We start from the raw sequence: 24,411 nt of genomic DNA, 5'->3' as shown, positions 1-24,411 counted from the left end.
CGCCGACACCGCCGACTCCACAGACGCCGTCGACGGCACCTCCACTCCCGATGGCGACGGGCCTGCTGGTGCCGATACCGACGGACCGGACGTCGCTGCCGACGTCGACTCCTCGGATACGGACGAGGCTCCGGGCGCCCCGGACGACATCGACTGGACGACGTACGCCGCCGGCGACCGGGACGACGACGGCGTTCCGAACCCGACTCCGCCGCCGACGAGTGTCGCGGGAGACGACCCGGACCCGGAAAGCACCGACAGCGACGACAACGAGGACACCGCGTTCGCGTCGGCCGCGGTCGACGAGCAGTCGGACGCGACCGACGGGCGGTCGGATGCGACCGACGAGTCGCCGACCGATGCTGCTGACGCTGACGCGGACGACCCTCCGCCGTCGTCCCCCGTCGAGGACGGTGACACGGACACGGACTCGACCGGCAGTGGCGCCGATACCGACTCGACCGACAGCGACGCCGACACCGACTTCGACTTCGGCGAGCCACGCACGGACGACCCGGTCGAGACGAGCGACGCTGACGACACGACGGCGAGTGCGGCGCCCACCGAGACGTCCGCGTCGACCCCGGTCGTCGAACCGGAATCGACGGACGATGCACCTGCCGATGCCCGGGACGCTCCGGCGACGAGTTCGGAAGTCGTCGAGGAGGACCCCGCCTACGATCCGACCCTCGCCGACGAGGACGACGGTTTCTTCGACGGTCCCGAGTCGGACGTCGAGATGCCGCTGGCGGACCACATCGAGGAGATGGTCCGCCGACTCGGCGCCGTCTTCCTCATCGCGGGCGTCGTCGGCGTCGTCGTCTTCCCCATCGCGGACGACCTGGTCAACTTCCTCTGGAACACCCACATCCCCGGTGCGACGACCATCGAGTCGCGCCGCCCGCGGCTGTACGGCCCGCTCGAACTCATCCTCACCGAACTGAAGGTCGCCGGCCTCGCCGGCTTCATCGTCGGCCTCCCGGTGTTCGTCTACCAGACGTACCGGTTCATGCGACCCGGGCTCTACCCCAAGGAACGGAAGTACTACCTCGCGGCCGTCCCGACGAGTCTCATCCTCGCGTTCGTCGGCGTCGCCTTCGCCCACTTCGTCGTCCTCCCCGCCATCTTCGCGTACTTCACCTCCTACACCATCGGCACCGCCGTCATCGCGTTCGGCCTCAAGGAGACCTTTGGGCTAATCCTCGTCCTGATGGGCTACATGGCGCTCGTCTTCCAGATTCCGCTGTTCATCATGCTCGCCATCATGATGAACCTCGTCACGCGGCAGTGGCTCACGGAGAAGCGCCTGCTGTTCTGGGGGGCGTTCCTCGGTCTCTCGTTCCTCGTCTCGCCCGACCCGACCGGGATGGCACCCATCATCATCGCTGCGACGATGATCGTGCTGTTCGAGGGGACGCTCCTGCTCCTGCGATGGGTCAACCGCTAGTCGGCGGTCCCTTCTCATTCTGCCGGGCGAACCGTCTCACTCTGCCGGGCGAAAGTTCATATCCGAACACGCGGCCACCGCCGTGCGTGCGCTGACCGTCACCGCGGAGTGTCCAGCGGTCGTGCGGTACACCACTCCGTGTCGCTCCCGCGTGCCGCCTGTCCGCCACTCCCGCCTCTGCCTGGTCAGAGCCTCCCGACTCGCGTTCCTAGCTCGCCCTCGCGCCCGCCTCGGTCTCGTCGGTCACCCCTTCGACGCGACGTTTCAGCGCCGCGTTCATCGCCTCGAACCCGCGCTCGGTCCTCGTCCCGATGAATCGCCAGACGAGCGGCGAGAGCGCGCCCGTGAACACCTCCGCGTGAGTCACGGACGTCCGAGCGCCCCCGTCGAGCGGTTCGAGGACGAACCGGTGTTCGCCGTCGAAGACGCCCGGTCGCCAGAGGTGGCCGAGCCACCGGAGTTCGTGGTCCTCCTCGACGCACGTCACGGTCGGTCGGAATCGCATCGTCCGTCCGCCGGGAGGGGTGAGTTCGACGTGGAGCCGGGCGTCCCGTGTCGGACGGCCCGCCACCCGCGCGAACGGGTTCCACTCGTGGTAGCGGTCGAAGTCGGTGAGGACGTCCCACACGTGTTCGGGTGGGGCGTCGATGTCGATGTGTGTGGAGAGTTCCATGCCACTGTGTCGTCGTCTCAGGACGTGAAGCTGCCGTCGTGGACGTCTCTGTCACGCCGCGTCGTCGCACGGAACGCTCATCGGCCCGGGTCGCGTAGCCCGTCGCATGGCCACGGCACTCCTCGTCCGACACGGCGAGACGACCTGGAACCGGAGCGGGCGCATCCAGGGGTGGGCACCGACGCCGCTCACGGACCGGGGACGCGAGCAGGCGGCCGCGCTCGGAGCGCACCTCGCCTCGACGGTCGACGTCGACTCCCTCGTCTCGTCTGACCTCCGACGAGCCCAGGAAACCGCACGGCACGTCGCCCGCGAGACCGGGAGCGAACTGACGACCGACGCCGCCTGGCGCGAGCGCGACTTCGGCTGTCTGCAGGGGTTCTCCTCCGGGGAGGTCTTCGAGGAGTTCCCCGAGTACGCCCTCTCCGTTTCGGGCGCTGCCGCGGCGACGGCCCGCCCCGACAGCGGCGAGACGCTCGTCGAGGTGCGCGACCGCGTCCTCGACGGCTGGGAGCGACTTCTGGCCGACCTCTCCCCGGACGAGACGGTCGTGATCGTCGCCCACGGCGGGCCGAACCGACTGCTCCTCGGTTCGCTTCTGCGCTACGACGTCGTCGACTCGATTCTCGAACTCGACCAGGACAACTGCGCGCTCAACGAGATCCGTGCCTCGGAGCCGCGCGTGGTCCGACGGAACGACACCCGGTACCTCCCCGACGACCTGACGGTCGACTCCGAGACGGTCGCGTAGCGTCCTCTCCTGCGCTCAGTCGTCGGACGGGTACTCCTGCGCGAAGACGTCCTCGACGAGCGGTTCGTCGTCCTCGTCCTCGTCAGCGGGACTCACACTCCCCGTTCGATACCCGTCGAGGTCGAGCGTTACGTGGTCGAACCCGAGCTCCGAGAGGTGCTCGTTCGCCGCCCGGGCGAACTCGGCGTCGAGCGCTCGCTCCAACTCGTCACGTCCGATTTCGACCCGGGCGAGACCGTCGTGGTCGCGGACGCGGAACTGCGTGAACCCCCAGTCTCGCAGGAGCGACTCGGCGCGCTCGACGCGGGTGAGCCGTTCCTCGGTGACTTCGAGTCCGGTGGGGATGCGCGAGGAGAGACAGGCCATCGCGGGCTTGTCCGCGACGGAAAGCCCGTAGGTGTCGGCGATTGCCCGGACCTCCTCCTTGGTGACGTCCTGGGCGAGCAGCGGCGAGAACACTTCCAACTCTTCGACCGCGCGGAGCCCCGGCCGGTGTCCCTCGCCGGGGTCGGAGGCGTTCGTCCCGTCGCAAACGGTCTCGATACCGAGGTCGCGGGCGGCGTCGTACATCCGTCCGAGGCGCATCGTCCGGCAGTGGTAACAGCGGTCGCCGTCGTTCTTCACGAAGTCGGGGTTGTCGAGTTCGGAGAACTCCACGACCTCGTGGCGGATACCGATTTCGTCGGCCACCCGCCGTGCCTCGTCCAGTTCGGCGTCGGGGAGCGTCTCGCTCTTGGCCGTACACGCCACGGCGTCGTCTCCGAGTGCGTCGTGTGCGAGTGCGGCGACTACGCTGGAGTCGACACCGCCGGAGAAGGCGACGAGGACACCCTCTCGCTTCGCGAGGGCGGCGCGGACCGCGTCGGCCTTCGCTTCAGTCGCGGCCGTTGTCATGCACACCCGTACCCGGCCGAGCGTCAAAAGCGGCGCGACTCGTTCTCACCGAAGCGACCCGCAAGGTTTTGTCGGCCGAGGCGATACCAGCACGCGAATGGACCTCACGGCGATTTCGGGCATCGGCGAGAAGACCGCGACGGCACTCGCCGAACTCGACGACCCGGAGCGAGCCCTCCGCGCCGGCGACGTCGCCACGCTCGCCGAGGCTCCGGGCATCTCGGAGGGGCGTGCCGCCCGAATCGCCCGCGCCGCGATTCGCCACGAACACGGCGACGACGGCGGCTTTCTCGCGACCGACAACGCCGTCGACGTCTACCGCGACGTCCTCTCGCTTCTGAAGCACCGAACGGTGACCGACTACGCCGGGAAGCGCGTCGAGACGTTCTTCCCCACGTCCTCTCGGTCCCGCATCGACGAGGTCCGTGGCTTCGTCGAGCGGGCGGTCGAGCGCAGTCCCGACGAGGCCGTGCTGGACGCGCTCGGCGGTGTTCGACCGCTCACGTCCCCTCCGCCGGTTCGCGTCCGCGAACGCTGCCTCGCGACGATGGACGCCGAGCGGTACGCCGAGGCGAACGAGGCGTTCCCCGAACTCTCCGTCGAAGTCGTCGACGACGCCCGCGGCCTCGCGGAACTCGCACGCTCGTACTCCACCGTCGTCGCTCTCGACGAGACGTTCGCCGGCGTCGACGTCACCGGCGACGTCCGCGTCCGCCCCGACGCGTTCGAACAGCCCGACGAAATCGTCCCCGAGCGCGTCCTCGCCGTCTTCGCGGCGAACCGCGAGTCGATTCTGGCCGCCGCGGCCGTCCACGAGGCCGCGGGTGAGACCCCTCCCTGCGACCTTGACCGACTCCGCGGGGCGCTGGACCGCCTCGACGACGACGGCACGCCCGCCGGCGACGCGGAACTCGACCGTCTCGTTCGCGCCGTCGACGACCTCGACGCGGCCGCCTCCACCGCAAAATCGGTCGCCAACGACCGCCTCCGAGACGCCATCCGCGAGCGCGACGTCACCATTGAGGGGACCGACTTCCTCTCGCTCGTCGAACAGGGCGCCCGCATCGACTCGCTGCTCTCCCGAGAGCTGGCCGACGAGTACGACGACGCCGTCGCCGCCGCCCGCGACCACCTCGTCGACGCGCTCGCCCTCGACGAGAACGAGGCGGAACTCGCCCGGCGCGTCTTCGGCGGCGACCCAACGTTTCCCGTCGAACGGCGCGACGACGCCGTCTCGCGGCTCCGAACCGAACTGACGGCCGCCCGCGACCAGCGCGCCGAGCGACTGAAACGCGACCTCTCCGGGGAGCTTTCGGACCTCCGCAGCCCCGTCGAGACGCTCGTGCGAGACGCGCTCGAACTCGACGTCGAACTCGCCGTCTCCCGGTTCGCCCGCGACTTCGACTGCACGGTCCCCGCGTTCGTCGACAGCGAGGGGGCGGGCTTCCACATCGAGGGCGGCCGGTCGCCCCTCCTCGACGTCCCGTTCGACGAGGTCGACCCCGTCGACTACGGCGTCGACGGCGTGACGCTCCTCTCGGGGGTGAACTCCGGCGGCAAGACGTCGACGCTCGATCTGGTGGCGCTCGTCGTCGTCCTCGCCCAGATGGGCTTTCCCGTCCCCGCCGAATCCGTGCGACTCTCCCGCTTCTCGGAACTCCACTACTACGCCAAGTCGCAGGGGACGCTCGACGCGGGGGCGTTCGAGTCGACGCTCCGCGACTTCGCCGGCGTGGTCGACGGCGCCTCCGACAGGCTGGTGCTCGTGGACGAACTCGAATCGATCACCGAACCCGGCGCGTCCGCGAAGATCATCGCCGGCATCCTCGAAGCCCTCGACGAACAGGGTGCGACGGCCGTCTTCGTCTCTCACCTGGCGAGCGAGATTCGCGCCGCCGCCGCCTTCGACGTCGCCGTCGACGGTATCGAGGCGGTCGGCCTCGTCGACGGCGACCTGGTGGTGAACCGCTCACCCGTGAAGGACCACCTCGCGCGGTCCACGCCGGAACTCATCGTCGAGAAACTCGCTGGCGACGACGAGACGGGTTTTTACGCGCGTCTGCTGGAGAAGTTCTGAGTCCGACTCGGAGGTTCACTCGCCGCCGGTCCGCCCGAGACTGGTCGTCGGAACGCCCGACGCCGCCGTTCACTGTCACACCCTGGCAAACGGTTAAGTATCCACCGAAGCGAGGTGAAAGTGATGAGGGACGACCCCGAGGAGGGGATGCTGTCGTGGGACGAGACGGTGTTCCGCGACGAACACGTGTTCGAGATCGACCACGTCCCGGAGACGTTCGACCACCGCGAGAGCCAACTGGAGAGCCTCAAGTACGCGCTCCGGCCCGCGGTTCGAGGGTCGCGCCCGCTGAACACCATCGTCCGCGGTCCCCCGGGGACCGGAAAGACGACCGCCGTCCAGAAGTTGTTCGGCGAACTCCACGGCCAGTCGAGCGTCCGCGCCGTCCACGTCAACTGCCAGATGAACTCGACCCGCTACGCGGTCTTCTCCCGCGTGTTCGAGGACCTCTTCGAGTACGAACCGCCCTCGTCGGGCATCTCGTTCAAGAAGCTCTTCTCACAGATCTCCGATCGACTGATCGAGGACGACGAGGTCCTGGTGGTGGCGCTCGACGACGTGAACTACCTCTTCTACGAGAACGAGGCGTCCGACGTGCTCTACTCGCTGTTGCGGGCGCACGAGACCCACGTCGGTGCGCGCATCGGCGTCATCGTCATCTCCTCGGACCTCTCGCTCGACGTCATCGACGAACTCGACAGCCGCGTCCAGTCGGTGTTCCGCCCCGAGGAGGTGTTCTTCCCCCGCTACGACCAGAGCGAGATAGTCGACATCCTCGGCGAGCGCGCCACGCGCGGCTTTCACGACGGCGTCCTCGACTCCATCGGCCTCGATAGAGTCGCCGAACTCACCGCCGAGAGCGGCGATCTGAGAGTCGGCATCGACTTGCTCAGGCGGGCCGGCCTCCACGCCGAGATGCGCGCCTCCCGGACCATCGAGAGCGAGGACATCGAGGCCGCGTACGACAAGTCGAAACACGTCCACCTCTCGCGGTCGCTTCGGGGCCTGTCGGACTCGGAGCGCGCGCTCGTCCGCGTCATCGCCGACCACTCCGGCGAGCAGGCCGGCACCGTCTACGAGGTGTTCCACGAGGAGACCGACCTCGGGTACACGAGGTACTCCGAAATCGTCAACAAACTCGACCAACTCGGCCTCATCGACGCCGAGTACGCGGAGGTCGACGGCAGAGGTCGGTCGCGGTCGCTCACGCTCACGTACGACGCCGACGCGGTGAAAGAGCGGCTCTGACGCGATTGCACGGTCCCGCGGCGGCGCGACGGTCGCGGCGGCGGCCGCGACCACACGCGAGGGACAAGAGCACAGCGAGTGAAACGAGCGAGCACCGCAGTCGGCTGGGGAGGTCCGTGGCGTCACCGCCCCGGCGGCCGCCTCCCGTGTTGTGCGTCCTACTAGGTCCGCTGACACCCCCTCTCGTTCCGCTGCCACTCCCTCTCGTTCCGCTGACACCCCCTCCGTGTCGAACGCTCCCGCTCAGAACTCCTCGACGTGCGGCCGGAGGTCCAGTTCCAGCGTCCACGCGCTCTCGTCCTGCTGGACGAGGTGCCAGTACGAGTCGGCGATGGCGTCGGGGTCGAGATACTCCTCCGGGTTCTCCACCTCCCGACCCGGAGGCAGGATGCCGCCGTCGATGACGACGTGGGCGACGTGCACCCCTCGTGGCCCGAACTCCCGCGCCATCGACTCCGCCAGCCCCCGCACGGCGAACTTCGCGCTGGAGAAGGCGGCCGCCCCGCCTCGCCCTCTGATGGACGAGGTCGCGCCGGTGAAGAGGATGGTCCCTCCCTCGCCTCCCTGTCCCTCCTCGTCGCCGAGCATGTCGTCGAGCGCCTCCTGCGAGCACTGTAGCCCCGCGCGGGCGCCGACCTGCCAAGCGTGTTCGAACTCGTCGAGCGAGACCTCCCGGACGCCCTTCCACGACCCGCCGCTGGCGTGGTTGACGAGAACGTCGACGGGACCCAGTTCCGACCGGACCGTCTCGAACGCCGCTTCGATATCGTTCGAGTTCGTAAGGTCCGTCCGGACGGCGACCACGCCCGCGCCGAGGTCGTCGGCGAGTCCCTCGATGAACGAGGCGGTTCGTGCGAGCAGCGCGACCCGACAGCCCTCGGCGACGAACCGTCGAGCGAGCGACTCCCCGAGCCCCGGACCGACACCGCTGATGACGACCGTGTGTGTCATACTCGTTCGTCGAAAGCGAGCGGGAAAACCGTTCCCCGCCCGCCATCCCTTCTTCGGGCTCAGGACACGAGTCGCACGGCCACCCGGTCGAGCGCTACGTCGAGCGCGGCGAGAAGGGCCCCGACCACCGCGCCGACGAGCAGCGCGACGAGGCCGCCCACGACGAGCAGGAGCAGCGTGAACGTGGGGTTCGTCGCGACGAACGCCGCGACGACGACGCAGCCGAAGAGCGGCAGGCCGGTCACGGCACCCCACCGCGCGCCCGCCCCGAGGACCCCCGCGAATCGTCGAACTCGCAGGCGGCGAGGTAGCGGCGGTTCGACCACCACGTCGACCCCCAGAGGACGAGGTAGAGCGCGACGCCGACGAGCGTGTCGAGGCCGGCGAGGAGTCCGCCGACCGCGTTCGGCGCGACAGCGTGGGCGAGCGCGAGCGGTACGACGAGGAGGAGTGCGGCGTGGAACGACGCGAACGCCCACGCGGAGAGCGCGTCCGCGTCTCCCGTCCCGTCGGCTCCGTCCCGCGTCCCGTCGGCTCCGCTGCCCGCCCCGTCCTGTCCTTCCTCAGCCATGGGCGAGCACCACCGCGAGCGTGAGGAGCGCGACCAGTCCGAGCGCCGTCGCGCCGTAGGCTCGCCGGAGCAGTCCCGTCGGAACCTCGGCCGACGAGCCAGCGACTCGCGCGAGCAGCCGCGTCCGGACGGCGGAACCGACGAGCACGAGCGTCAACAGTCCGAGTTTCACGTCGAGCGTCGTCCGCCAGCGACCCCCGGGGAGGGTCGGCGCGAACGCGCCGAGGTTGCCGACGCCGGTCATCACGAGCGCCCCGACGGCGGCCCAGAAGAGCCACTCGTAGCCGCGGGCGAGGACGAGCGCGCTCTCGTCTATCGGGACGTTTCCACCGGTCGATTCGAGACGCAACCGGACCCACGTCAGGACGCTGCCGCCGACCGCAACCGTCGCCGCGAGGACGTGGAGCCAGCGAACGCCCAGCGTCGTCACCGCGAGCGGCGAGAGGGGAGGGAGGGGGACCATACGCTCACTACTCCCGTCGGGGTGATGAGTGTCGGGGCCGCATCGCGAGCGCGTCCCGTCGTCGCCGTGGCTCCGAACAGCACCCCGCGGGTGGGATGAGGTTTTTGTCGGTCCAGCCGTCCTTCCCATACATGGTGACCGTTCGCTGTGAGGCGTGTGGGCGCGACGTCGCGATGCACGAACTCGAAGCGAAGACCGTCACGCGGCGCGAGGGCTTCACCACCCGTTATCGGTGCCCGTTCTGCCACGAGGGGCTCGACGATGTCGCCGAGAACTTCGGCTGAGCGCTTCTCGGATTACTCCTCGACGTCGAGTTCGAACTGCTCGTTCTCGACGACGGCGTTGAGCACGACCGAGGTGTTCGACTCGCGGATGTCCGCGTCGGTCAGGAGCGCTTTGATCTGCCGGTTCATGCCGTCGGTGTCCTTGAACTTCCCGATGGCGATGATGTCGTAGTCGCCGGTGACCTCGTACACGGAGATCATCTGGCTCTGGTCTTTCAGTCGCTCCGTGATCTCGGGGAGGGCGCTCCCCTCGACCTTCAACTGGATGACGGCCGTGACGTCGTATCCGAGCGCATCGTAGTTGACGATGGGCGTGTACCCCTCGATGACCCCTTCCTCTTCGAGGTCGCGGAGGTGGTTCGAGACCGTCGTTACGGAGACGTCGAGGTCTTCTGCGAGGCTTCGAAGGCTGGCTCTGCCGTCTCCGAGCAGTTCGTTGATGAGTTTGGCGTCGAGGTTTTCGTACGTCATTACACTTCAAAACACGCCCGGGGGTTTAGAATTTTACGAATGACCAGTTCTCTACCGGTGCCAGATGACCTTGCACTAAGCGACAATGTCTTTATACTGGCTGTATAGGCGTAGATTGTCCAGAAGATGACGGACGAACACACAGCACCAGACGGCGGTCTGACTGACGAAGCACAAGCGGTTTTGGACGAAATCGAAGAGAAGGGCGTCGACTTCCTCCGATTGCAGTTCACGGACATCCTCGGAACCGTAAAGAACGTCGCGGTCCCGGCCTCGCAGGCCGAGAAGGCGTTCACCGAGGGGATCTACTTCGACGGCTCCTCCATCGAGGGGTTCGTCCGGATTCAGGAGTCGGACATGCGGCTCAAGCCCGACCCGGCGACGTTCGCCGTTCTCCCGTGGCGGGACGGTCGGTCCGCACGACTCATGTGCGACGTCATCGACACCTCGACGGGCGAACCGTTCGAGGGTGACCCGCGGTACGTTCTCAAGCAGGCGATCGCCCGCGCCGAAGAGATGGGCTACGAGGTCAACGCCGCGCCCGAGCCGGAGTTCTTCCTGTTCGAAGAGGACGAAGAGGGCCGCGCGACGACGAAGACCGCTGACCACGGTGGCTACTTCGACGTTGCCCCCAAGGACCTCGCGTCGGACGTCCGTCGCGACATCATCTACGGCCTCGAGAGCATGGGCTTCGAGATGGAAGCCAGCCACCACGAGGTCGCCGAAGGGCAGCACGAGATCAACTTCAAGTACGACGACGCACTCTCGACGGCGGACAACGTCGCCACGTTCCGGATGGTCGTCCGCGCCATCGCGGCTCAGCACGACCTCCACGCGACGTTCATGCCGAAGCCCATCCCGCGCATCAACGGCTCCGGGATGCACACGCACATCTCGCTGTTCAAAGACGGCGAGAACGCGTTCCACGACGACGACGACGAGTTCAACCTGAGTTCCACTGCCCACTCGTTCCTCGCGGGCATCCTCGAACACGCCGAGGCGCTCGCCGCCGTCACCAACCCGACGGTCAACAGCTACAAGCGGCTCGTCCCCGGCTACGAGGCACCCGTCTACGTCGCCTGGTCCGACCGCAACCGCTCGGCGCTCATCCGCAAGCCGGCCGCGCGCGTCCCGGCCGCCTCGCGTATCGAGGCGCGCTTCCCCGACCCGTCGTGTAACCCGTACCTCGCACTCGCCGCGCTGATTCACGCCGGTCTCGACGGCATCGAGGAGGGGCTCGACGCCCCCGACCCGATCCGCGAGAACATCTACGAGTTCGACGAAGCCAAGCGCGAGGAGTACGGTATCACCACGCTGCCATCGAACCTCGGCGAGGCGCTCGACGCGCTCGAAGCCGACGAAGTCGTCCAGTCGGCGCTCGGTGACCACGTCACCGAGAAGTTCATCGAGGCCAAGACCCACGAGTACGACGAGTTCCGCGTCGACGTCTCCCAGTGGGAACTCGACCAGTACCTCGAGAAGTTCTGAGCGCGCGCCCCACGACCCACTTTTCTTTCGCGTTCTCGGACCGGTAGTCGGCCGTCTCGACCTCGAACGGAGACCCGTCCGCGGAGTCGACGAGCGTCGTCGACGTCGCCGCACGAACCGCTTTCCGTTCACGCTCCGCCGTCGTGGGCATGGACGACGCTGCCCTCCGGACGCGACTGTCCAGAATCGAACGGCTCCTGTTCGTCGTGGTCGGCCTCCTCCTCGTTCGACTGCTCCGCGACGTCGCCGGCGTCCTCGGCGGGTGGGTGACCGCCGTGCTCGTCGCTCTCGTCGGCGTCGTCGCGGTCGCCGGACTCGTCTCCATCCGCAGACGTGGTCGGAACGCGGACGCACCGGAGGAGTAGACGGCCGTCAGGTCACCCGACGACTCGCTGGACGAGTCGCGGCAGCGCGAACAGCAGCGCGATACACCCGCCGGCGAGCCCCATCGTCAGCGTGTCGGGGATGGTCGCGGCCTCGGCGGCGGCGTCGAGCGCGAGGAGGCCGCCGAGGAGGGGTGGAAGTCCGGCGACGGCGAGGGCCGTCCCGCGTGGGGGGAGCGCTGGAGCGGGCGGTTCGACCGCGGGCTCGACGGCGCGCCACCCGACCCAGCCGCCGAGCGCCGCGCCGACGGTGAGGAGCGTGTCGACGCCGTTCGAGAGGAAGAGGGCGACGAGCGCCGCGCCCGCGGCGAGGGCGAACACGCGGTCGACGGCGGCGTGCGTCGGCGGCTTCCACCGGTCGCGCCACAGCCCCCAGAACACGAGGCCGACGAGGGCGACGCCGACGGCGACACCGACGACGACGTCGACGAGGTAGTGAACGCCGATGACGACGCGGGAGGCGGCGACCACGGGGACGACGACGCCCGCGACGGCCACTCGGACGCGCCGCCGCCCGGCATCGAGCGCGAGCGCGGCGGTGACCCAGACGACCGTCGCCCCGAGCGCGTGCCCGCTCGGGAAGCCGTAGCCCTCGATCCCTGCCCCGGGCGGCCGCGGGAGCGCGAAGGCGGTCTTCAGCGCGAGCGTCACCCCGAGCGAGAGGAAGGCGGTGGCCAGGACGAACCCGACGCGGCGGCGGTCGAGGCCGAGGCGGTCGGAGACGGCGTAGAGGGCGGCGAGGCCACCGAGGAGCAGCCACGGGTCGCCGAGCAGCGTGAGAAGTCCGAACAGGTCGACGACCGCCGGAGGGAGTCCGGAGACGGCGTCGAGCGTACCGAGTCCGCGCATACCGAAAGGGACGAGACAGGAGACATATAACACGATGGTTCCTTGCTCGGGTCAGTTGCCTCGGTCGACGCGTTCACCGGGGCGCTCGTCGGCTTCGTGCAGACCGACGGCTACCTCGCGCTGTTCGTGGCCGTCGTGACCGTGAGTCCCGAGCGCAGTCGACCGACACTCGTGTCGAATTTGGAAGAGAGTCGAGCCGGACCCTGTGCACAACCTGTACGCACTGTGAAAAATATTCATCCGCGTCTCTCGCGACCCGTCGACCGTGAACCACCGATGACCGACAACCCACTCGACACGACGAACAGGCGACGGTTCCTCCAACTCGGCGGCGGCGTACTCGCCGTGGGCCTGGCCGGGTGCACCGGACAGGGCGGCAGTGGAGCCGAGACGGACGACGCGGAGACGACCGACGGGTCGATGGAGGGAGAGATGACCGACGAGTCCATGACGGACTCGGCGATGACCGAGGAGGCGATGGACGACGGGATGACGGACTCGGAGATGACCGAGGGGTCGATGGACGACGAGATGACGGACTCGGAGATGACCGACGAGTCCATGGACGGCTCGATGGCCCAGCGGTTCCGGGTCCGCATCGAGAACGTCTCGACCGGGAGCACGCTGCAGACGATGGACGGGGCCACGGCCGTCCCGCTCTCGCCGGGGGCGTACGTCGTCCACGCCGAGTCCGGCGCGCTATTCGAGGAAGGGGAGGCCGCCAACGAGGGACTCGAACGTCTCGCGGAGGACGGCACGCCCGGGACGCTCGCCGCCTCGTTCGAGGAAAGGGAGATGGGGATGGTCCACGGCGGCGCGTTCGATACGCCCGTGGGCGCTTCTTCGCCCGGTCCGCTCACGCCCGGCGACGCCTACGAGTTCGAGTTCGAGGGCGGGGCCGACGCCCGCCTGTCGTTCGCCACGATGTTCGTCGAGTCGAACGACCTCTTCTTCGCGCCGGACCCGACGGGAATCGCGCTCTTCTCGGACGGTGACCCCGTTAGCGGCGACGTCACCGACCGGGTGGCGCTGTGGGACGCCGGCACGGAGGTAAACGAGGAGCCGGGAGCCGGGCCGCACCAGGCACCGCGACAGTCGGGGCCGGACACGGGCGAGGCCGAGAACGGCACCGTCCGCCTCGTCTCGGACGTCGACGACGGCTTCGCCTACCCCGGGGTCGCGGACGTGCTATCGGTGACGGTGACGCCGGCGCGTATGGGCTGAGGCGGGCCGACCGTTGGTTCCAGTCGCTCAGCTTCGGCGGTCGCGCACGGCGTCGGCGGCGCGAGCGGGAACCGAGAGGGCGTTGAACCCGATGCCGACGATGATGAAGAGGGTGTACAGCCCGAGCGTCGACAGGAAGAGGACGAGCATGGCGAGGATGGCCCAGAGGCCGTCGAGGAAGAAGAACGCCCCGAGCGTCATCACGGTCCCGTACAGCAACACGAGGTAGGGACCCCAGCCGCGCGCTTTCCCCCTCCGAACCCGCCGTCGGACGTAGCGTTTCAGCTCGGCCTCGATGTCCGCTTTGGGGAGCGTTCGGTCGTCGACGTCGCGTTCGAAGTCGTCGAGGTCGGCGCGAAGCTCCTCGACGCGGTGTTCGAGCTCGGAGATGTCGGGCGCACCGCTCGGTTCGACTCCGCCTTCGAATTCGTCGCCCTCGCTCATTTCTGCTGGTTCGTCACGTCGGCTTCCCGCGTGTTGTAGCTGCCGGTCCCGGTCGTCTTCGTCCCCCGCCCGGCCGCCGGTGACGGCGTTGATGACCGCGCCGGTGAGGATGAGAATGCCCGAGAGGTAGAACCACGTCATCAACAGGAGGATGGCCCCGAGCGCGCCCGCGACGCTCCCGCCGGCCTGCTGGGCGTAGATGCCGAACAGCGTCCCGAGGGCGGCCCAGCCGAGCGCCGCGAACACCGTCCCCGGCAGCACTTCGCGGACGGTGACGTCGGCGTCGGGGAGGATGTAGTACAGCGGGAGGAACGCGACGGTGAGCGTCCCGATGAGCAAGAGTGGTCCGGCGAGGGCGACGAGCGTCGAGCCGACGACGGCGATGACACTCCCGAGGATGACGACGCCGGCGACGCCGACGCCGATGGAGACGAGCGCCGCGGTGCCGTCCTTTAGCTGGTCTACGATGCCGCGCCCGGGGACGGAGTAGATCCGACCGAACGCCGTGTCGAGGCCGCGGAACACCTTCAGCGCCCCCAGACGGTCAGGAGCAGGCTCACGACGCCGAGACCGCCCTGGGAGGTTCGGTCCGCGAGCGCCTGTCCGACGAGCGCTTCCCCGGCGGGCAGGCTGGCGTTCACCTGTTCCATGATCTGCGCTCGGAGCGGGTCGCCCCCGACGAGGACGGCGGCGACGAGCGCCAACACGAGCAGCGGGACGAGCGAGACGAGGATGTAGTACGAGATGCTCGCGGCGAGGAACGTCACCTCCTTCTCACGAACCGTGTTCAGGACGGTGCGGGCAGTGCCCATCGAAGAACGTGTGGCCATCGCGGGAGGTTTCAGCCTGCCGATACAAGAAGACGAGGGATGCGAACTCAGAACAGGTCCTCGGTCGCCGTCCGCATCTCCGCGACCGTCGCGCTCGTCTTGAGCGCGGTACCGTGGTAGTGCGCCCGAGCGGCCTCGTACCCGGCGTCTTCGAGCGCCGCGACGAAGTCGTCCATGCCCGGTGCCGGGACGCCCCACCGCTTGCAGAGTTTGTGCTGGTCGTAGTGGGTCGGGGCCTCGATCTCGTGCTCCAGCGTCTCCAGGAGCGACCGCGCGGCCTTCGCCTCGCCCATGTCGTCCGTGACCTCCTCGCGCACGGCGCGGGCGAACTCGGCGTCGCGGACGGGTCCCAGCCAGATGGGGCCGGCCGTTCGAAGGGAGGCCCCGCAGTGCGGGCACTCCTCGGGAGGGTGGGCGACGAGGCCCCGTTCCGAAACCCGATGGAGGCAGTCGTCGCAGTGGTGGACGTAGCCCAACTCGTCGACGGCGGCGTCGGCGCTGGTCGCGCGGTGGTCGAGTTCGAGGTACGTCCGCGCGTAGTGGCGGGTGACGTGCGACAGTATCGGCACGGCGGCGGTGTCGTACCGGGCCGCGGTTCGGACGAGCGCCGAGACGAGCACCCGGAGGCCCATCTCGGCGTGGTACTCGGTGTTCTGCGGCACCGTCGCGTACTTTCTCACCCCCGAGTTGAGGTGCGCGCCACAGAGCGGCGCGGTGTCCGTCGCCGTCACGCAGACGAGGTCGCGGGTGTTGGCGAAGGCGCTGTCGACGAAGGGTATGGGCGTCCCGAACGGGTCGACGTCGACGACGTCGAACGGCCCCTCGTCGTGGAGGAGGGCGTTGACGTCCCGGTGGACCGCCTCGCCCGCGACGTCGTTGCGCGCGAGGTTCTCCCGCGCGAGGTCGACCGCCTCGCTGTCCACGTCCGCGCAGGTCACGTCGTAGCCGTCGAGGCCCGCGCGGACGCCCCTGATGCCCGAGGCCGCCATCGCGTCGAGGTACGACGACGCGCGCGGGTCACGGTCTCGGTACGCGCGGAGGACCGCGACGGTGACGTCGCGGTTGAGTTCCTGCGTCGGGTTGAAGAAGACGCCGTCGCCGCTGCCGTCGCTCGCTCCGTCGCGGGCCTCGGGCACCTCTATCTCGGCGCCGCCTTCACTGACGAGCATATCACCTCTCCCCGAGCGTCGGCCAAATCGGTTCTGGTACGCCTGCGACCGCCCGCCGGTGCGCCAGTGGGGTGTCGCGTCGGTCCTGTCATTCCAACCGGACGACGTCCGACCGCGCGTAGACCGGGACCCGCCGTTCGTACACGCTACCGCCGAGTCGATAGCACACCGACACAGTCGCGGGCGTCTCCTCGACGAGCGCCGAGAACCCGGCCGACGGCTCCGAGACGACCCTGCCAGACCGGTCCAGCACCGTCTCGCGCGCGACGACCGCCGCCCGCTCGACGCCCTCGACGTCCGCGGTCATGCCACCGGAAATCGTCTCGCCGCTCTGTTCCAGTTCGGCGCTCACGTGCTCCGCCGCCGCGCGTGCCGCGGCGGTGAGACACTGGGTCTCGACCCACCGCTCACGCGGGGTCGTCTCGTATCGCGGGACCCGCTCGCGTGGTCCGTCCTGACCGCGGGAGGAGGCGTCGGGTGCGACCCATCCGGCGACGTACCGAACGACGTCCTCGTCAGCGAGATACTCGACCGTCTCGTCGTCCTCGCTCGTCTCGACTGCGAGGTCAGCGTCGCCCCGCCCCCGAACGGGCCCGCGTGACTCCATACCCGGCGCTTCGCGGGGCAAGGAGAGAGGGTTTCGGCTCTGTTCCCCCGGCGGGAGAGAACCGGGACGACCGAACACCTTTTGTCCGCATCGGGCAAACCGCGTGCCGTGACTGGCGTCGACGACGACGAGAGCGAGGGCGAGAGCGAGGCAAGCGACGCCGCCGGCGCGTCCGTCTCGCCGTCGTCGTCCGACGCGAGCGACGCCACCGGGGCGGACCGCGACTCTACTCGCGACCCTGCCCCCGACGCGGCGGCCGACCCGGCGGAGGACTGGCGAGCGGCGCTCGCGGCCGCGGGACGACTCACGCCGGCCATCGTCGACGCCATCGTCTCGACGCACCGAAAGCGGGGGCAACGAGCCATCGAGGCCGTCTCCGAGGGCCGGGTGAAACGCTACCGCGACTTCACCGTGGTGGTGGGGTACGACGACGAGTACATCGTCGAGGAGGGTCAGTGCACCTGCAAGGACGCCGAGTACAACCTCGACCAGTCCGACCCCACCGAGCGCTGCTGGCACTCGCTGGCGGTCGACATCGCCGAGGCGTTGGGCGAAATCGACTACCACGACATGTGGTACTCGGAGGTCAGGGAGTTCCTGTGATACCGTGTTCAGTCGTGGGCTTTCCGCTCTGGCGAGGTCAGGTGACGGACTATCGAACGGAGATGTGCACGAGCGATACGGGTAGAGCCGACAGCACGAGAACCGCGCGAACGCCAGGAGGGTGAGGCCACAGCCTCCCCAGCCGATTCGCTTCGCTCACTCGCTCATCCCTCGCACGAGTATCCGGGTGGGGAGGGACGAGGCTGCGGTCCACCGCGCCCGTGTGTCGTGCGGTCACCGCTCGTCGTTGCTCCTCTCGACGCTCTCTCGGACACCGCTCCCACCGATACGCATCCGCTGTCCTCGCCACGCGACTCGACGACGATTCACCGAAGAGACGGGCGGAAGCGCTTTGACCCCCGACAAGCGACTGCCACGTAGAGCTATGACCGACGACGACCTCTCCATCGAGGAAAAGCGCGTCTTCTCGTCGAAGGCCGGCAAGACCGAGGTGTTCGTCGCTGCGGGCGTCGGCTGCGTCGTGGTCGACGTCTCGGGCGACCGGGTCGGTGGCTTCCGCGTCGACCACCACTGTACCGCCCGCGACGTCGCCGGACGGGGCGGGAGAATCGTCGTCGCAACCGACGAGGACGTCCTGCTCGCGCCGGGATACGAGGCGCTGGGGTTCGGTCCCGCGATGGCGGTCGGTCTCACCGAAGACGAAGTCGTCGCCGTCGGGGAGGACGGTTCCATCGGCAGACTCGCGTTCGACGCCGGGAATGGGTGGCGGACCGTCGGCGGCGTCGACGGGCCGCGGGCGGTCGACGGGCGACTCGTCGCGGCCGAGGAGGGCGTCTTTCGCGTCACCGATAGGGACCTCCGGCACGCGGGACTCGACGACGTCCGGGACGTCGCCGCGGCCGGACCGTTCGCGGCGACCGGGTCGGGGCTGTTCTACCTCGGGAACGGCTGGATGGAGATCGAAGACGGGGAGTGGGACGTCGTCGACGCGGCACCCGACGGGCGCGCCCACGCCGTGGGGGCGGCGGGCATCAGACGGCGAACCGAGACGGACGGGGGGACGTGGCGCGCCGTCGACCGCGCCGACGACCTCGCCGACGACGAGGCGTTCGTCGAGTTCGCGTACGGCGAGGACGTCGTCTGCGCCGTCACCGACGAGGGGACGTTCCTCGTCGACGCGGGCGACGGGCTTCGGACGCAGACGCTCGGCCTTCGGGACGTCGGCGGCGTCGCGATTCCCTGATGCGGACACCGCTGCGCCACGGCGACGGAGGGATTGGCTGCGTGTAGCGACCCCACGAAGCCCGGGCGACTCGCTTCGTCAGCGACACGCAACCGGTGGCGAGCACCAGTGTCACGGTCCGTACGAGCCGTGACCGCGTGTCGACGGGTGACGTGCCTCGTCGACTCCGACGCCCCGGACCCACAGTGCGTCCGAGCGACGCTGTCCAGGCGGGGAGACGAAAACGGGTTTAACCCACCGCGGAGTGACCGTCGGGTATGATAGTGCCAGGTTCGGGGTCGCAGGCGCTGGCGTCGTCGCTCGCGGGGGAGTGTGACGACACCCTCGCTATCCCCGAGTTCGACCGGTTCCCCGACGGGGAGACGTTCGCGGCCGTCCCCGCGGCCGGCGCGGACGCGCCCGAGCGCGCGGTGGTCGTCGCCGCGACACCCTCGAACGACGCCTACGTCGAACTGCTCCAGCTTCAGGACGCCCTCCGCGAGGCGGGGGTCGGAGAGGTCGTGACCGTCGTCCCCTACATGGGGTACGCACGGCAGGACCGGGCGTTCGAGTCGGGTGACCCCGTCTCTGCGCGCGCGATGGCGCGGGCGGTCTCGACCGGCACCGACCGGGTCGTCCTCGTCACGCCGCACGAAGCCGCGGTTCGGGAGTTCTTCGACGTGCCCGTCGACGTCGTCGACGCCGCCGGCAGGCTCGCGGTGCCCCTCGCTGGGCTCGAAACACGACTGAGAGAGCCGCTCTTCCTCTCGCCCGACGAGGGCGCAGTCGACATCGCACGCACTGTCCGCGACGCGTACGGCGAGGGCGACACCGACTACTTCGAGAAGACGCGACACTCGGGCACCGAAGTGAGCGTCGAACCGTCCGACGCCCCCGTCGAAGGGAGGGACGTCGTCATCACCGACGACATCATCGCGACGGGGTCGACGATGGCCGAGTCCGTCGCCGTCCTCCGCGAACGCGACGCCGAGCGCATCTTCACCGCCTGCGTCCACCCGCTCTTGGCGCGCGCCGCCCGGACGAAACTCGAAGCGGCCGGCGTCGAGCGAGTGTACGGGACCGACACGCTCGAACGCGACGTGAGCGCGGTCAGCGCCGCCCCCGTCGTCGCGAGCGTGCTGTAGACCTACGCCCGTCCCGGGAGGTCGGACGCCCACCGACCGAGTCGGGCCAGCCGGGACGTGAGGTTCGCGTAGCCCCACGCGGTGCACACGCCGAGCGACGCGCCCCAGACGAGGTGTGTCGCGAGAGTCGTGACGGAGAGGTTCGGGACGGGTGCCGGGACGCCGATGAGGCGGAGCCAGACGGGCGCGACGACGCCCGCGGCGACCAGCCAGATGACCACGCCCCACGCGACACCGACCGCGGCGTACGTCGGGACGTGGTTGCGAACGCGCGCCGGGAGCACCGAGACGAGGCCGGCGAACCCGAACGCGAACACGACGCTGTGGAACTGGTGGGTGTACCACCCCACGACCGGGTCGGTGATGCCGTAGAACACGCCGATTGCGGCGACCGACCCCCGAGGAGTTCCGCCGCGACTCCGTAGAGCCCGCCCGCGACGAGCGCGGCGACGAGCGTGACGACCAGATGTGGGATTGCCGGTCGGACGCCCGCGTCGGCCTGGAGCGCGCCCAGTCCAGTCTCGTCGACGTCGACACGGCGCAACACGACCGTGATCGTCGTTCCCTCTCTATCGACGTCGACCCCCATGGTCCCGCCGTAGCTCTCGACGAGAAAGCGCGAGACGGTCAGGCCGAACCCCGAGCGGGGGTCGTCGAACTCGCCGATATCGCCGGTCTCGACGAGTTCTCGCTGGCGTTCGGGGAGGCCGGGACCGTCGTCCGCGACGCTCACGCGGACGGCCGTGCCCGTCACGGAGACGGACACCTCGACGGTCGGTGCCTCCCGCGACGTGTGGACGACGGCGTTCTCGACGAGGTTGTCGAAGACGTGTTGCAGTCGGTCGCCCGCACGGACGCGCGCGGCGAGCGCCTCGTCGTCCGCCGTGACCGAGATATCGGCGTGCGGATGTCGCGTTCGGACCCCGTCGACGCTCGCCGTCAGACACGGTTCGAGCGCGACCGACCCGTCCGCCGCCCGACCCCGCGTCTCGGTCCGGGTGAGGTACTTCACCTCCCTGATGGTGCGTTCGATGGCGTCGGAGCGCCGCTCGATCACCGCTCCGGCGGTCGGGTGGTCGTCCCCCTGGAGCGTCGCGTACCCCCGGATGACGGCTACGGCGTTGAGCACCTCGTGTCGGAGGAGCCGATTCAGCAGTTCGAGCCGGTTCGTCTGGCGGACGAGTTCGTCGCGGTGTCCGTGTGTTCGCGCGGCGTAGAGGCCGGTGAACGTGCCGCCGACGCTCCCGCCGATGAGGAAGTTCGCGAAGTAGGTTTGCGACCCCGCCGACGCGAGGTCGACGTCGCCCCCCGTCGACCCCAAGAGCGTGAGCACGACGAGGACGAACATCGCGCCGGCCCCGACGACACACCAGCGGGCCGTCGTCCGGACCAGCGACGGCTCGACGTCGGCGACGGTGAGCGCCACGCCGAACGCGGCCAACCCGAGTCCGAGCGCGAGCGGGACGACGCCCGCCAGGTAGAACTGGACGGGGTCGTCGTACACCGCGAGCGTCACGGTGAAGCGCGTGAGGAAGAACCCGACGCCGGCGACGACGAGGCCGCTGTAGTTCACTCGGCCGAGCATCTGGCGTGGTCCGATGCGAGAGGGGAGAATAAACGTTCGGCACCGACTATCACGACTGCGAACGGACGAGAAAGGTTATGACGGTCGATACAGGACGTATCGAGTATGCCTGGACGTTACGGAGACATCGACTACCCACGGACGACGAAACGCGGGATGCTCCTCGGCGCGACGCTGTTCGCGCTCGGCGTGCTCGGCGAGGTCGTCGGCTCGGCGCTGTTCGGCCCGCTCCCCGCGTGGGAACACACCCTCTTCTTCGACCTGGAGGCGCTCGGCATCGTGCTCTTACTCCTGGTGCCGTTCGTCTTCGGCATCGCGCTGCCGCTGACGGAGTAACGCCGCCGTGGCCGACTCGCACTTCCCGTCGAGTCGGAACGTCCTCGACCCCGACTGCCGACGCTGTCCGGCGCTCGTCGACTCGCGGACCGAAATCTCGTGGGGCACCGGCCCGACCGACGCCGACGTCGTCGTGGTGGGCGAGGCACCGGGCGCGGGCGACCCCTCCGCCGACCGGTGGCAGGGCGGCAACCACACCGGCATGGCCTACACCACGCGACACTCGGGCCGTCGCATCAGAGGGCTGTTCGCCCGACTAGGGTACGACCCATACTACACGAACGCGGTGAAGTGCTTCCCCGAGGAGGGGGGAACGAACCGAGAACCCACCGCCGAGGAGCGGTCGAACTGCCGGAGCCACCTCGAACGCGAACTCCAGCAGGTCGACCCCAGCGTCGTCGTCACGACGGGCAAGCACGCGACGACGACGGTGCTCGCGCTCGACGGGAGGGTCGTCGAAAGCTTTCTCGACCGCGTGCTCGACCCGGTTCGGCTGTCGGCGTACGACGTCAGCGTGCTCCCTCTCCTGCATCCGTCGTACCAGGAGGTGTGGCTCTCACGGCTCGGATACGACCTCGACGAGTACGAAGCGGCGATCGGTGAGGCGCTCTCGTCGCTCGTCTCGGGGTGAGCGGGACGCGACGGTCGTTACCACGACTTCCGCGTCGGACACGCCACACCGTGCCGAACACGTCCACTCCGCGACGAGCACGTCCCTTCGGTCGGCACGGGTGCGTATCGGCCCGAAACCGGTGATTCACGTCGAGAGTGACGGACCCAGTCACGGGTGACACACACGTCTCTTATATCGACCGAACGTCTCTGAACGTCGGTATCGTGAACGATGGTCCGTCTCGGATTCGCGTCCTCTGTGTCGACGACGACTCGGCGTTCCTCGACCTGACACGGGCGTGGCTGTCGAGGGTCGACGGGTTCGCGGTCTCCGCCGAGACCGACCCACGCGAGGCGCTGTCGACGCTCCGCGCGGGAACGCCCGCAGTCGACGCGGTGGTCAGCGACTACCGGATGCCCGACATGGACGGACTCGAACTCCTCGAACGCGTCCGCGAGTCGCATCCGGACCTCCCGTTCGTCCTCTTCACCGGGCAGGGGAGCGAAGCCATCGCGAGCGACGCGATCTCCGCGGGCGTCACCGACTACCTCCAGAAACGCGGGCCCGACCGGTACGACCTCCTGGTGAACCGGGTGCGGAACGCGGTCGAGAGCCACCGGGCGAAGCAGGAGGCCGAACGCGAACGCCGCATCCGCGACTGGATCGTCGAGGCCGCCCCGTTCGGCATCGTCGGTCACGACCGCTCCGGTGACGTCCGGTTCTCGAACGACCGCGCGGCCGAAATTCTCGCCGCGTCGGTCGAGGAACTCGACGGGCGCGCGTACCCCGACGCCGGATGGACGCTCCTGACGGAGGACGGCACGCCGGTACCGCGGGCGGAGTTGCCGTATCGCCGCGTCGTCGACACGGGGTCGCAACTCGACCGCGAACGGTACCGACTGCGGACGAGCGACGGTCGGGAGCGTCGGGTCGTCGTCTACGGCTCGCCGCTGTGGGACGACGCGGGAGGGGTCGAGGGAGCCGTCGTCGCGTTCTACGCCGCGGACGAACGCGAATAGGACGGTCGGGGTCGGTCGTGGCTCGCTCAGAAGAAGTCGTGGGCCTCGTCGCCGTACACCTCGGGCGCGACGTCGACGACACCCTCGTCGTGGAGCGACGTGAAGAACGTCGCGTCGCTCCAGTAGTACTCGTCGAACACCGACCGGGCGGTGACGTTCAGCAGGGGCGGGAGCGCGGGGTCGTCGCGCTCGACGAAGAGCGCGACGTTGAAGCTGTTCAGGCCGAGCGAGGCGTAGTACGAGAGCACGTTCACGAGTCCCTCGGCGAAGTCGTGGGTCACGTCGCCCCGGGGCTCCGGAACGCCGGAGTGAATCTGGGCGGCGACGCCGACGAGGTGGCGATGGTGTTTCGGGGCGAACGGGGCGAGCCAGTGGACGTTGCCGATTTCGGCGACGTAGCGGTCGCCGCCGCGCTCTTGGATCGCGAGGTCGGACCAGTACACCTCGTCGTTCTCCCGATGAAAGTCGCGGGCGGCCTCCGCGACTCGTCGCTGTTCGTTCGTCCCGCGGTCGTCGACGAGCGTCTGCATGTGCGGGTGGATGAGGCTCGACCCCGCCGGTCGGAGGTAGTTCATGTTCACCGAGGCGTAGCGCGCGTCGTCGTCGTGCTCGAAGACGTCACGGACGTACTGGAACGCCGCACAGAGGCCGTCGGCGAACTGCTCCGTGGTGAACTCGTCGATGGGGACGAAGTGCTCCTCGGTGAGCGCCACCACGTTCGAGTACGCGCCGTAGGGGTTCAGGTTCGGGAACGACGTCGCCTCGCCGCTCTTTCCCCGTTCGGGACCGACCCAGTCGGGGTACTTCGGGGTGGCCTCCTCGACGGTGCCGGGGCAGAAGAAACAGCCCTCGCTGTCGGTCACCGAGTCGTCGATGTGGGGCGACTCGGGCATGAGGAAGTTGTCCGTGACGACTCGTGCCGTGCGACCCGTCAGCGGGTCCACTCGGACTTCGGTCTCGACGGTCGTCTGCTCGAAGTCCGCGAGCGGACTGTAGAACGTCGCCTCCTGTACCGAGCGCTCGAATTCGATTGACATGAACGGGGCTTCGACGGGTCGGGTGAAAAGCGTAGCCCCACGGGACGACTCCGTCGTTCGGTTCTC

General features: G+C 69.0%; 26 protein-coding genes and 1 pseudogene. 14 read left to right on the top strand and 13 right to left on the bottom strand.

Annotation, left to right across the window (positions count from 1 at the left end):
- Nucleotides 1-148 precede the first annotated feature (148 nt).
- On the top strand, nucleotides 149-1,447 hold the full coding sequence (locus tag C2R22_RS19315) for a twin-arginine translocase subunit TatC (protein ID WP_245903043.1): 1,299 nt from the start codon (nucleotides 149-151) through the stop codon (nucleotides 1,445-1,447).
- 208 nt (nucleotides 1,448-1,655) lie between these two features.
- On the opposite strand, the gene C2R22_RS19310 is transcribed toward C2R22_RS19315, so the two are convergent.
- On the bottom strand, nucleotides 1,656-2,120 hold the full coding sequence (locus C2R22_RS19310) for an SRPBCC domain-containing protein (protein WP_103427211.1): 465 nt from the start codon (nucleotides 2,118-2,120) through the stop codon (nucleotides 1,656-1,658).
- A 106-nt stretch (nucleotides 2,121-2,226) separates the two neighbouring features.
- On the opposite strand from C2R22_RS19310, the gene C2R22_RS19305 reads away from it, so the two are divergent.
- Nucleotides 2,227-2,871, top strand: a complete 645-nt coding sequence (locus C2R22_RS19305) for a histidine phosphatase family protein (protein ID WP_103427210.1) — start codon at nucleotides 2,227-2,229, stop codon at nucleotides 2,869-2,871.
- 15 nt (nucleotides 2,872-2,886) lie between these two features.
- Here C2R22_RS19305 and larE read toward each other — a convergent pair whose 3' ends face one another.
- Nucleotides 2,887-3,765: an ATP-dependent sacrificial sulfur transferase LarE gene (gene larE, locus C2R22_RS19300; protein WP_103427209.1), complete on the bottom strand. Its 879-nt coding sequence runs from the start codon at nucleotides 3,763-3,765 to the stop codon at nucleotides 2,887-2,889.
- 97 nt (nucleotides 3,766-3,862) lie between these two features.
- Between larE and C2R22_RS19295 the strand changes: the two genes are divergently transcribed.
- Together C2R22_RS19295 and C2R22_RS19290 are read left to right on the top strand one after the other, a co-directional pair.
- Nucleotides 3,863-5,842: a helix-hairpin-helix domain-containing protein gene (locus tag C2R22_RS19295; protein WP_103427208.1), complete on the top strand. Its 1,980-nt coding sequence runs from the start codon at nucleotides 3,863-3,865 to the stop codon at nucleotides 5,840-5,842.
- 123 nt (nucleotides 5,843-5,965) lie between these two features.
- On the top strand, nucleotides 5,966-7,090 hold the full coding sequence (locus C2R22_RS19290; RefSeq protein ID WP_103427207.1) for an ORC1-type DNA replication protein: 1,125 nt from the start codon (nucleotides 5,966-5,968) through the stop codon (nucleotides 7,088-7,090).
- Nucleotides 7,091-7,333: 243 nt separating this feature from the next.
- Here the strand turns inward: C2R22_RS19290 and C2R22_RS19285 are convergent, their stop codons facing one another.
- The 4 genes from C2R22_RS19285 to C2R22_RS19270 are packed head-to-tail and all read right to left on the bottom strand — an operon-like array spanning nucleotide 7,334 to nucleotide 9,075.
- Nucleotides 7,334-8,041, bottom strand: a complete 708-nt coding sequence (locus C2R22_RS19285; RefSeq protein WP_103427206.1) for an SDR family NAD(P)-dependent oxidoreductase — start codon at nucleotides 8,039-8,041, stop codon at nucleotides 7,334-7,336.
- A 59-nt stretch (nucleotides 8,042-8,100) separates the two neighbouring features.
- Nucleotides 8,101-8,286, bottom strand: a complete 186-nt coding sequence (locus C2R22_RS19280; RefSeq protein ID WP_103427205.1) for a hypothetical protein — start codon at nucleotides 8,284-8,286, stop codon at nucleotides 8,101-8,103.
- Nucleotides 8,283-8,612 carry a hypothetical protein gene (locus C2R22_RS19275; RefSeq protein ID WP_103427204.1) on the bottom strand — a complete coding sequence of 110 codons (330 nt, stop codon included), beginning with the start codon at nucleotides 8,610-8,612 and terminating at the stop codon, nucleotides 8,283-8,285. Before C2R22_RS19275 ends, C2R22_RS19280 begins: the two co-directional genes overlap by 4 nt.
- Nucleotides 8,605-9,075, bottom strand: coding sequence for a hypothetical protein (locus C2R22_RS19270; RefSeq protein WP_103427203.1), 471 nt, complete (start codon nucleotides 9,073-9,075; stop codon nucleotides 8,605-8,607). Before C2R22_RS19270 ends, C2R22_RS19275 begins: the two co-directional genes overlap by 8 nt.
- A gap of 131 nt (nucleotides 9,076-9,206) precedes the next feature.
- Between C2R22_RS19270 and C2R22_RS25705 the strand changes: the two genes are divergently transcribed.
- Nucleotides 9,207-9,359, top strand: a complete 153-nt coding sequence (locus C2R22_RS25705; RefSeq protein WP_173862821.1) for a hypothetical protein — start codon at nucleotides 9,207-9,209, stop codon at nucleotides 9,357-9,359.
- Nucleotides 9,360-9,371: 12 nt separating this feature from the next.
- On the opposite strand, the gene lrp is transcribed toward C2R22_RS25705, so the two are convergent.
- Nucleotides 9,372-9,830: an HTH-type transcriptional regulator Lrp gene (lrp, locus tag C2R22_RS19265; protein ID WP_103427202.1), complete on the bottom strand. Its 459-nt coding sequence runs from the start codon at nucleotides 9,828-9,830 to the stop codon at nucleotides 9,372-9,374.
- Nucleotides 9,831-9,956: 126 nt separating this feature from the next.
- Between lrp and glnA the strand changes: the two genes are divergently transcribed.
- Nucleotides 9,957-11,318: a type I glutamate--ammonia ligase gene (glnA, locus tag C2R22_RS19260; RefSeq protein ID WP_103427201.1), complete on the top strand. Its 1,362-nt coding sequence runs from the start codon at nucleotides 9,957-9,959 to the stop codon at nucleotides 11,316-11,318.
- Between the two features lie 149 nt (nucleotides 11,319-11,467).
- Nucleotides 11,468-11,683: a hypothetical protein gene (locus tag C2R22_RS19255; RefSeq protein ID WP_103427200.1), complete on the top strand. Its 216-nt coding sequence runs from the start codon at nucleotides 11,468-11,470 to the stop codon at nucleotides 11,681-11,683.
- Nucleotides 11,684-11,695: 12 nt separating this feature from the next.
- Here the strand turns inward: C2R22_RS19255 and C2R22_RS19250 are convergent, their stop codons facing one another.
- Complete coding sequence (locus C2R22_RS19250) at nucleotides 11,696-12,550, bottom strand: phosphatase PAP2 family protein (RefSeq protein ID WP_103427199.1); 855 nt, start codon at nucleotides 12,548-12,550, stop codon at nucleotides 11,696-11,698.
- A gap of 276 nt (nucleotides 12,551-12,826) precedes the next feature.
- On the opposite strand from C2R22_RS19250, the gene C2R22_RS19245 reads away from it, so the two are divergent.
- A complete protein-coding gene (locus C2R22_RS19245) occupies nucleotides 12,827-13,774 on the top strand; it encodes a spondin domain-containing protein (protein WP_103427755.1) in 948 nt (315 codons plus the stop codon).
- Nucleotides 13,775-13,801: 27 nt separating this feature from the next.
- Here the strand turns inward: C2R22_RS19245 and C2R22_RS19240 are convergent.
- The 3 genes and pseudogenes from C2R22_RS19240 to C2R22_RS19230 all read right to left on the bottom strand — a co-directional run bounded on the left by C2R22_RS19240 (nucleotide 13,802) and on the right by C2R22_RS19230 (nucleotide 16,824).
- A pseudogene (locus C2R22_RS19240) lies at nucleotides 13,802-15,048 on the bottom strand (YihY/virulence factor BrkB family protein).
- Between the two features lie 47 nt (nucleotides 15,049-15,095).
- Nucleotides 15,096-16,217 carry a tRNA (guanine(26)-N(2))-dimethyltransferase gene (locus tag C2R22_RS19235; RefSeq protein ID WP_103427198.1) on the bottom strand — a complete coding sequence of 374 codons (1,122 nt, stop codon included), beginning with the start codon at nucleotides 16,215-16,217 and terminating at the stop codon, nucleotides 15,096-15,098.
- An 88-nt stretch (nucleotides 16,218-16,305) separates the two neighbouring features.
- A complete protein-coding gene (locus C2R22_RS19230; protein WP_103427197.1) occupies nucleotides 16,306-16,824 on the bottom strand; it encodes a hypothetical protein in 519 nt (172 codons plus the stop codon).
- A gap of 315 nt (nucleotides 16,825-17,139) precedes the next feature.
- Here C2R22_RS19230 and C2R22_RS19225 point away from each other — a divergent pair, with 315 nt between their 5' ends.
- The 3 genes from C2R22_RS19225 (at nucleotide 17,140) to prs (ending at nucleotide 19,755) form a co-directional block, all read left to right on the top strand.
- On the top strand, nucleotides 17,140-17,427 hold the full coding sequence (locus C2R22_RS19225; protein WP_103427754.1) for a hypothetical protein: 288 nt from the start codon (nucleotides 17,140-17,142) through the stop codon (nucleotides 17,425-17,427).
- Between the two features lie 385 nt (nucleotides 17,428-17,812).
- Entirely contained in the window at nucleotides 17,813-18,631 is an 819-nt protein-coding gene (locus C2R22_RS19220; protein WP_103427196.1) for an HVO_0234 family beta-propeller protein, read from the top strand.
- A 257-nt stretch (nucleotides 18,632-18,888) separates the two neighbouring features.
- Nucleotides 18,889-19,755, top strand: coding sequence for a ribose-phosphate diphosphokinase (gene prs / locus C2R22_RS19215; RefSeq protein WP_103427195.1), 867 nt, complete (start codon nucleotides 18,889-18,891; stop codon nucleotides 19,753-19,755).
- Here prs and C2R22_RS19210 read toward each other — a convergent pair.
- Nucleotides 19,721-21,340 (bottom strand): sensor histidine kinase, encoded by a 1,620-nt coding sequence (locus tag C2R22_RS19210; protein ID WP_216824757.1) that lies wholly within the window; start codon nucleotides 21,338-21,340, stop codon nucleotides 19,721-19,723. The genes prs and C2R22_RS19210 overlap by 35 nt on opposite strands.
- A gap of 105 nt (nucleotides 21,341-21,445) precedes the next feature.
- On the opposite strand from C2R22_RS19210, the gene C2R22_RS19205 reads away from it, so the two are divergent.
- The 3 genes from C2R22_RS19205 to C2R22_RS19195 all read left to right on the top strand — a co-directional run bounded on the left by C2R22_RS19205 (nucleotide 21,446) and on the right by C2R22_RS19195 (nucleotide 23,308).
- Nucleotides 21,446-21,676 (top strand): DUF7860 family protein, encoded by a 231-nt coding sequence (locus C2R22_RS19205; RefSeq protein WP_103427194.1) that lies wholly within the window; start codon nucleotides 21,446-21,448, stop codon nucleotides 21,674-21,676.
- Nucleotides 21,677-21,683: 7 nt separating this feature from the next.
- Nucleotides 21,684-22,307, top strand: coding sequence for a uracil-DNA glycosylase (locus C2R22_RS19200; protein ID WP_103427193.1), 624 nt, complete (start codon nucleotides 21,684-21,686; stop codon nucleotides 22,305-22,307).
- 206 nt (nucleotides 22,308-22,513) lie between these two features.
- Nucleotides 22,514-23,308, top strand: a complete 795-nt coding sequence (locus tag C2R22_RS19195; protein WP_162562572.1) for a response regulator — start codon at nucleotides 22,514-22,516, stop codon at nucleotides 23,306-23,308.
- A 26-nt stretch (nucleotides 23,309-23,334) separates the two neighbouring features.
- Here C2R22_RS19195 and C2R22_RS19190 read toward each other — a convergent pair whose 3' ends face one another.
- A complete protein-coding gene (locus tag C2R22_RS19190) occupies nucleotides 23,335-24,345 on the bottom strand; it encodes a hypothetical protein (protein ID WP_103427191.1) in 1,011 nt (336 codons plus the stop codon).
- Between the last annotated feature and the right edge of the window lie 66 nt (nucleotides 24,346-24,411).

The organism is Salinigranum rubrum, assembly GCF_002906575.1.
In the GTDB taxonomy this organism is placed as follows: Archaea; Halobacteriota; Halobacteria; order Halobacteriales; family Haloferacaceae; genus Salinigranum; species Salinigranum rubrum.
The sequence above is the reverse complement of the archived record's forward strand: the minus strand, read 5'-3'. Positions and strand labels throughout refer to the sequence as shown.

Coding starts and splice junctions, on each gene's coding strand:
- glnA (WP_103427201.1), top strand. CDS start 9,957: ATGACGGACGAACACACAGCACCAGACGGCGGTCTGACTGACGAAGCA.
- C2R22_RS19305 (WP_103427210.1), top strand. CDS start 2,227: ATGGCCACGGCACTCCTCGTCCGACACGGCGAGACGACCTGGAACCGG.
- C2R22_RS19255 (WP_103427200.1), top strand. CDS start 11,468: ATGGACGACGCTGCCCTCCGGACGCGACTGTCCAGAATCGAACGGCTC.
- C2R22_RS19235 (WP_103427198.1), bottom strand. CDS start 16,217: ATGCTCGTCAGTGAAGGCGGCGCCGAGATAGAGGTGCCCGAGGCCCGC.
- prs (WP_103427195.1), top strand. CDS start 18,889: ATGATAGTGCCAGGTTCGGGGTCGCAGGCGCTGGCGTCGTCGCTCGCG.
- C2R22_RS19245 (WP_103427755.1), top strand. CDS start 12,827: ATGACCGACAACCCACTCGACACGACGAACAGGCGACGGTTCCTCCAA.
- C2R22_RS19275 (WP_103427204.1), bottom strand. CDS start 8,612: ATGGCTGAGGAAGGACAGGACGGGGCGGGCAGCGGAGCCGACGGGACG.
- C2R22_RS19295 (WP_103427208.1), top strand. CDS start 3,863: ATGGACCTCACGGCGATTTCGGGCATCGGCGAGAAGACCGCGACGGCA.
- larE (WP_103427209.1), bottom strand. CDS start 3,765: ATGACAACGGCCGCGACTGAAGCGAAGGCCGACGCGGTCCGCGCCGCC.
- C2R22_RS19290 (WP_103427207.1), top strand. CDS start 5,966: ATGAGGGACGACCCCGAGGAGGGGATGCTGTCGTGGGACGAGACGGTG.
- C2R22_RS19250 (WP_103427199.1), bottom strand. CDS start 12,550: ATGCGCGGACTCGGTACGCTCGACGCCGTCTCCGGACTCCCTCCGGCG.
- lrp (WP_103427202.1), bottom strand. CDS start 9,830: ATGACGTACGAAAACCTCGACGCCAAACTCATCAACGAACTGCTCGGA.
- C2R22_RS19285 (WP_103427206.1), bottom strand. CDS start 8,041: ATGACACACACGGTCGTCATCAGCGGTGTCGGTCCGGGGCTCGGGGAG.
- C2R22_RS25705 (WP_173862821.1), top strand. CDS start 9,207: ATGGTGACCGTTCGCTGTGAGGCGTGTGGGCGCGACGTCGCGATGCAC.
- C2R22_RS19190 (WP_103427191.1), bottom strand. CDS start 24,345: ATGTCAATCGAATTCGAGCGCTCGGTACAGGAGGCGACGTTCTACAGT.
- C2R22_RS19310 (WP_103427211.1), bottom strand. CDS start 2,120: ATGGAACTCTCCACACACATCGACATCGACGCCCCACCCGAACACGTG.
- C2R22_RS19210 (WP_216824757.1), bottom strand. CDS start 21,340: ATGCTCGGCCGAGTGAACTACAGCGGCCTCGTCGTCGCCGGCGTCGGG.
- C2R22_RS19230 (WP_103427197.1), bottom strand. CDS start 16,824: ATGGAGTCACGCGGGCCCGTTCGGGGGCGGGGCGACGCTGACCTCGCA.
- C2R22_RS19220 (WP_103427196.1), top strand. CDS start 17,813: ATGACCGACGACGACCTCTCCATCGAGGAAAAGCGCGTCTTCTCGTCG.
- C2R22_RS19205 (WP_103427194.1), top strand. CDS start 21,446: ATGCCTGGACGTTACGGAGACATCGACTACCCACGGACGACGAAACGC.
- C2R22_RS19270 (WP_103427203.1), bottom strand. CDS start 9,075: ATGGTCCCCCTCCCTCCCCTCTCGCCGCTCGCGGTGACGACGCTGGGC.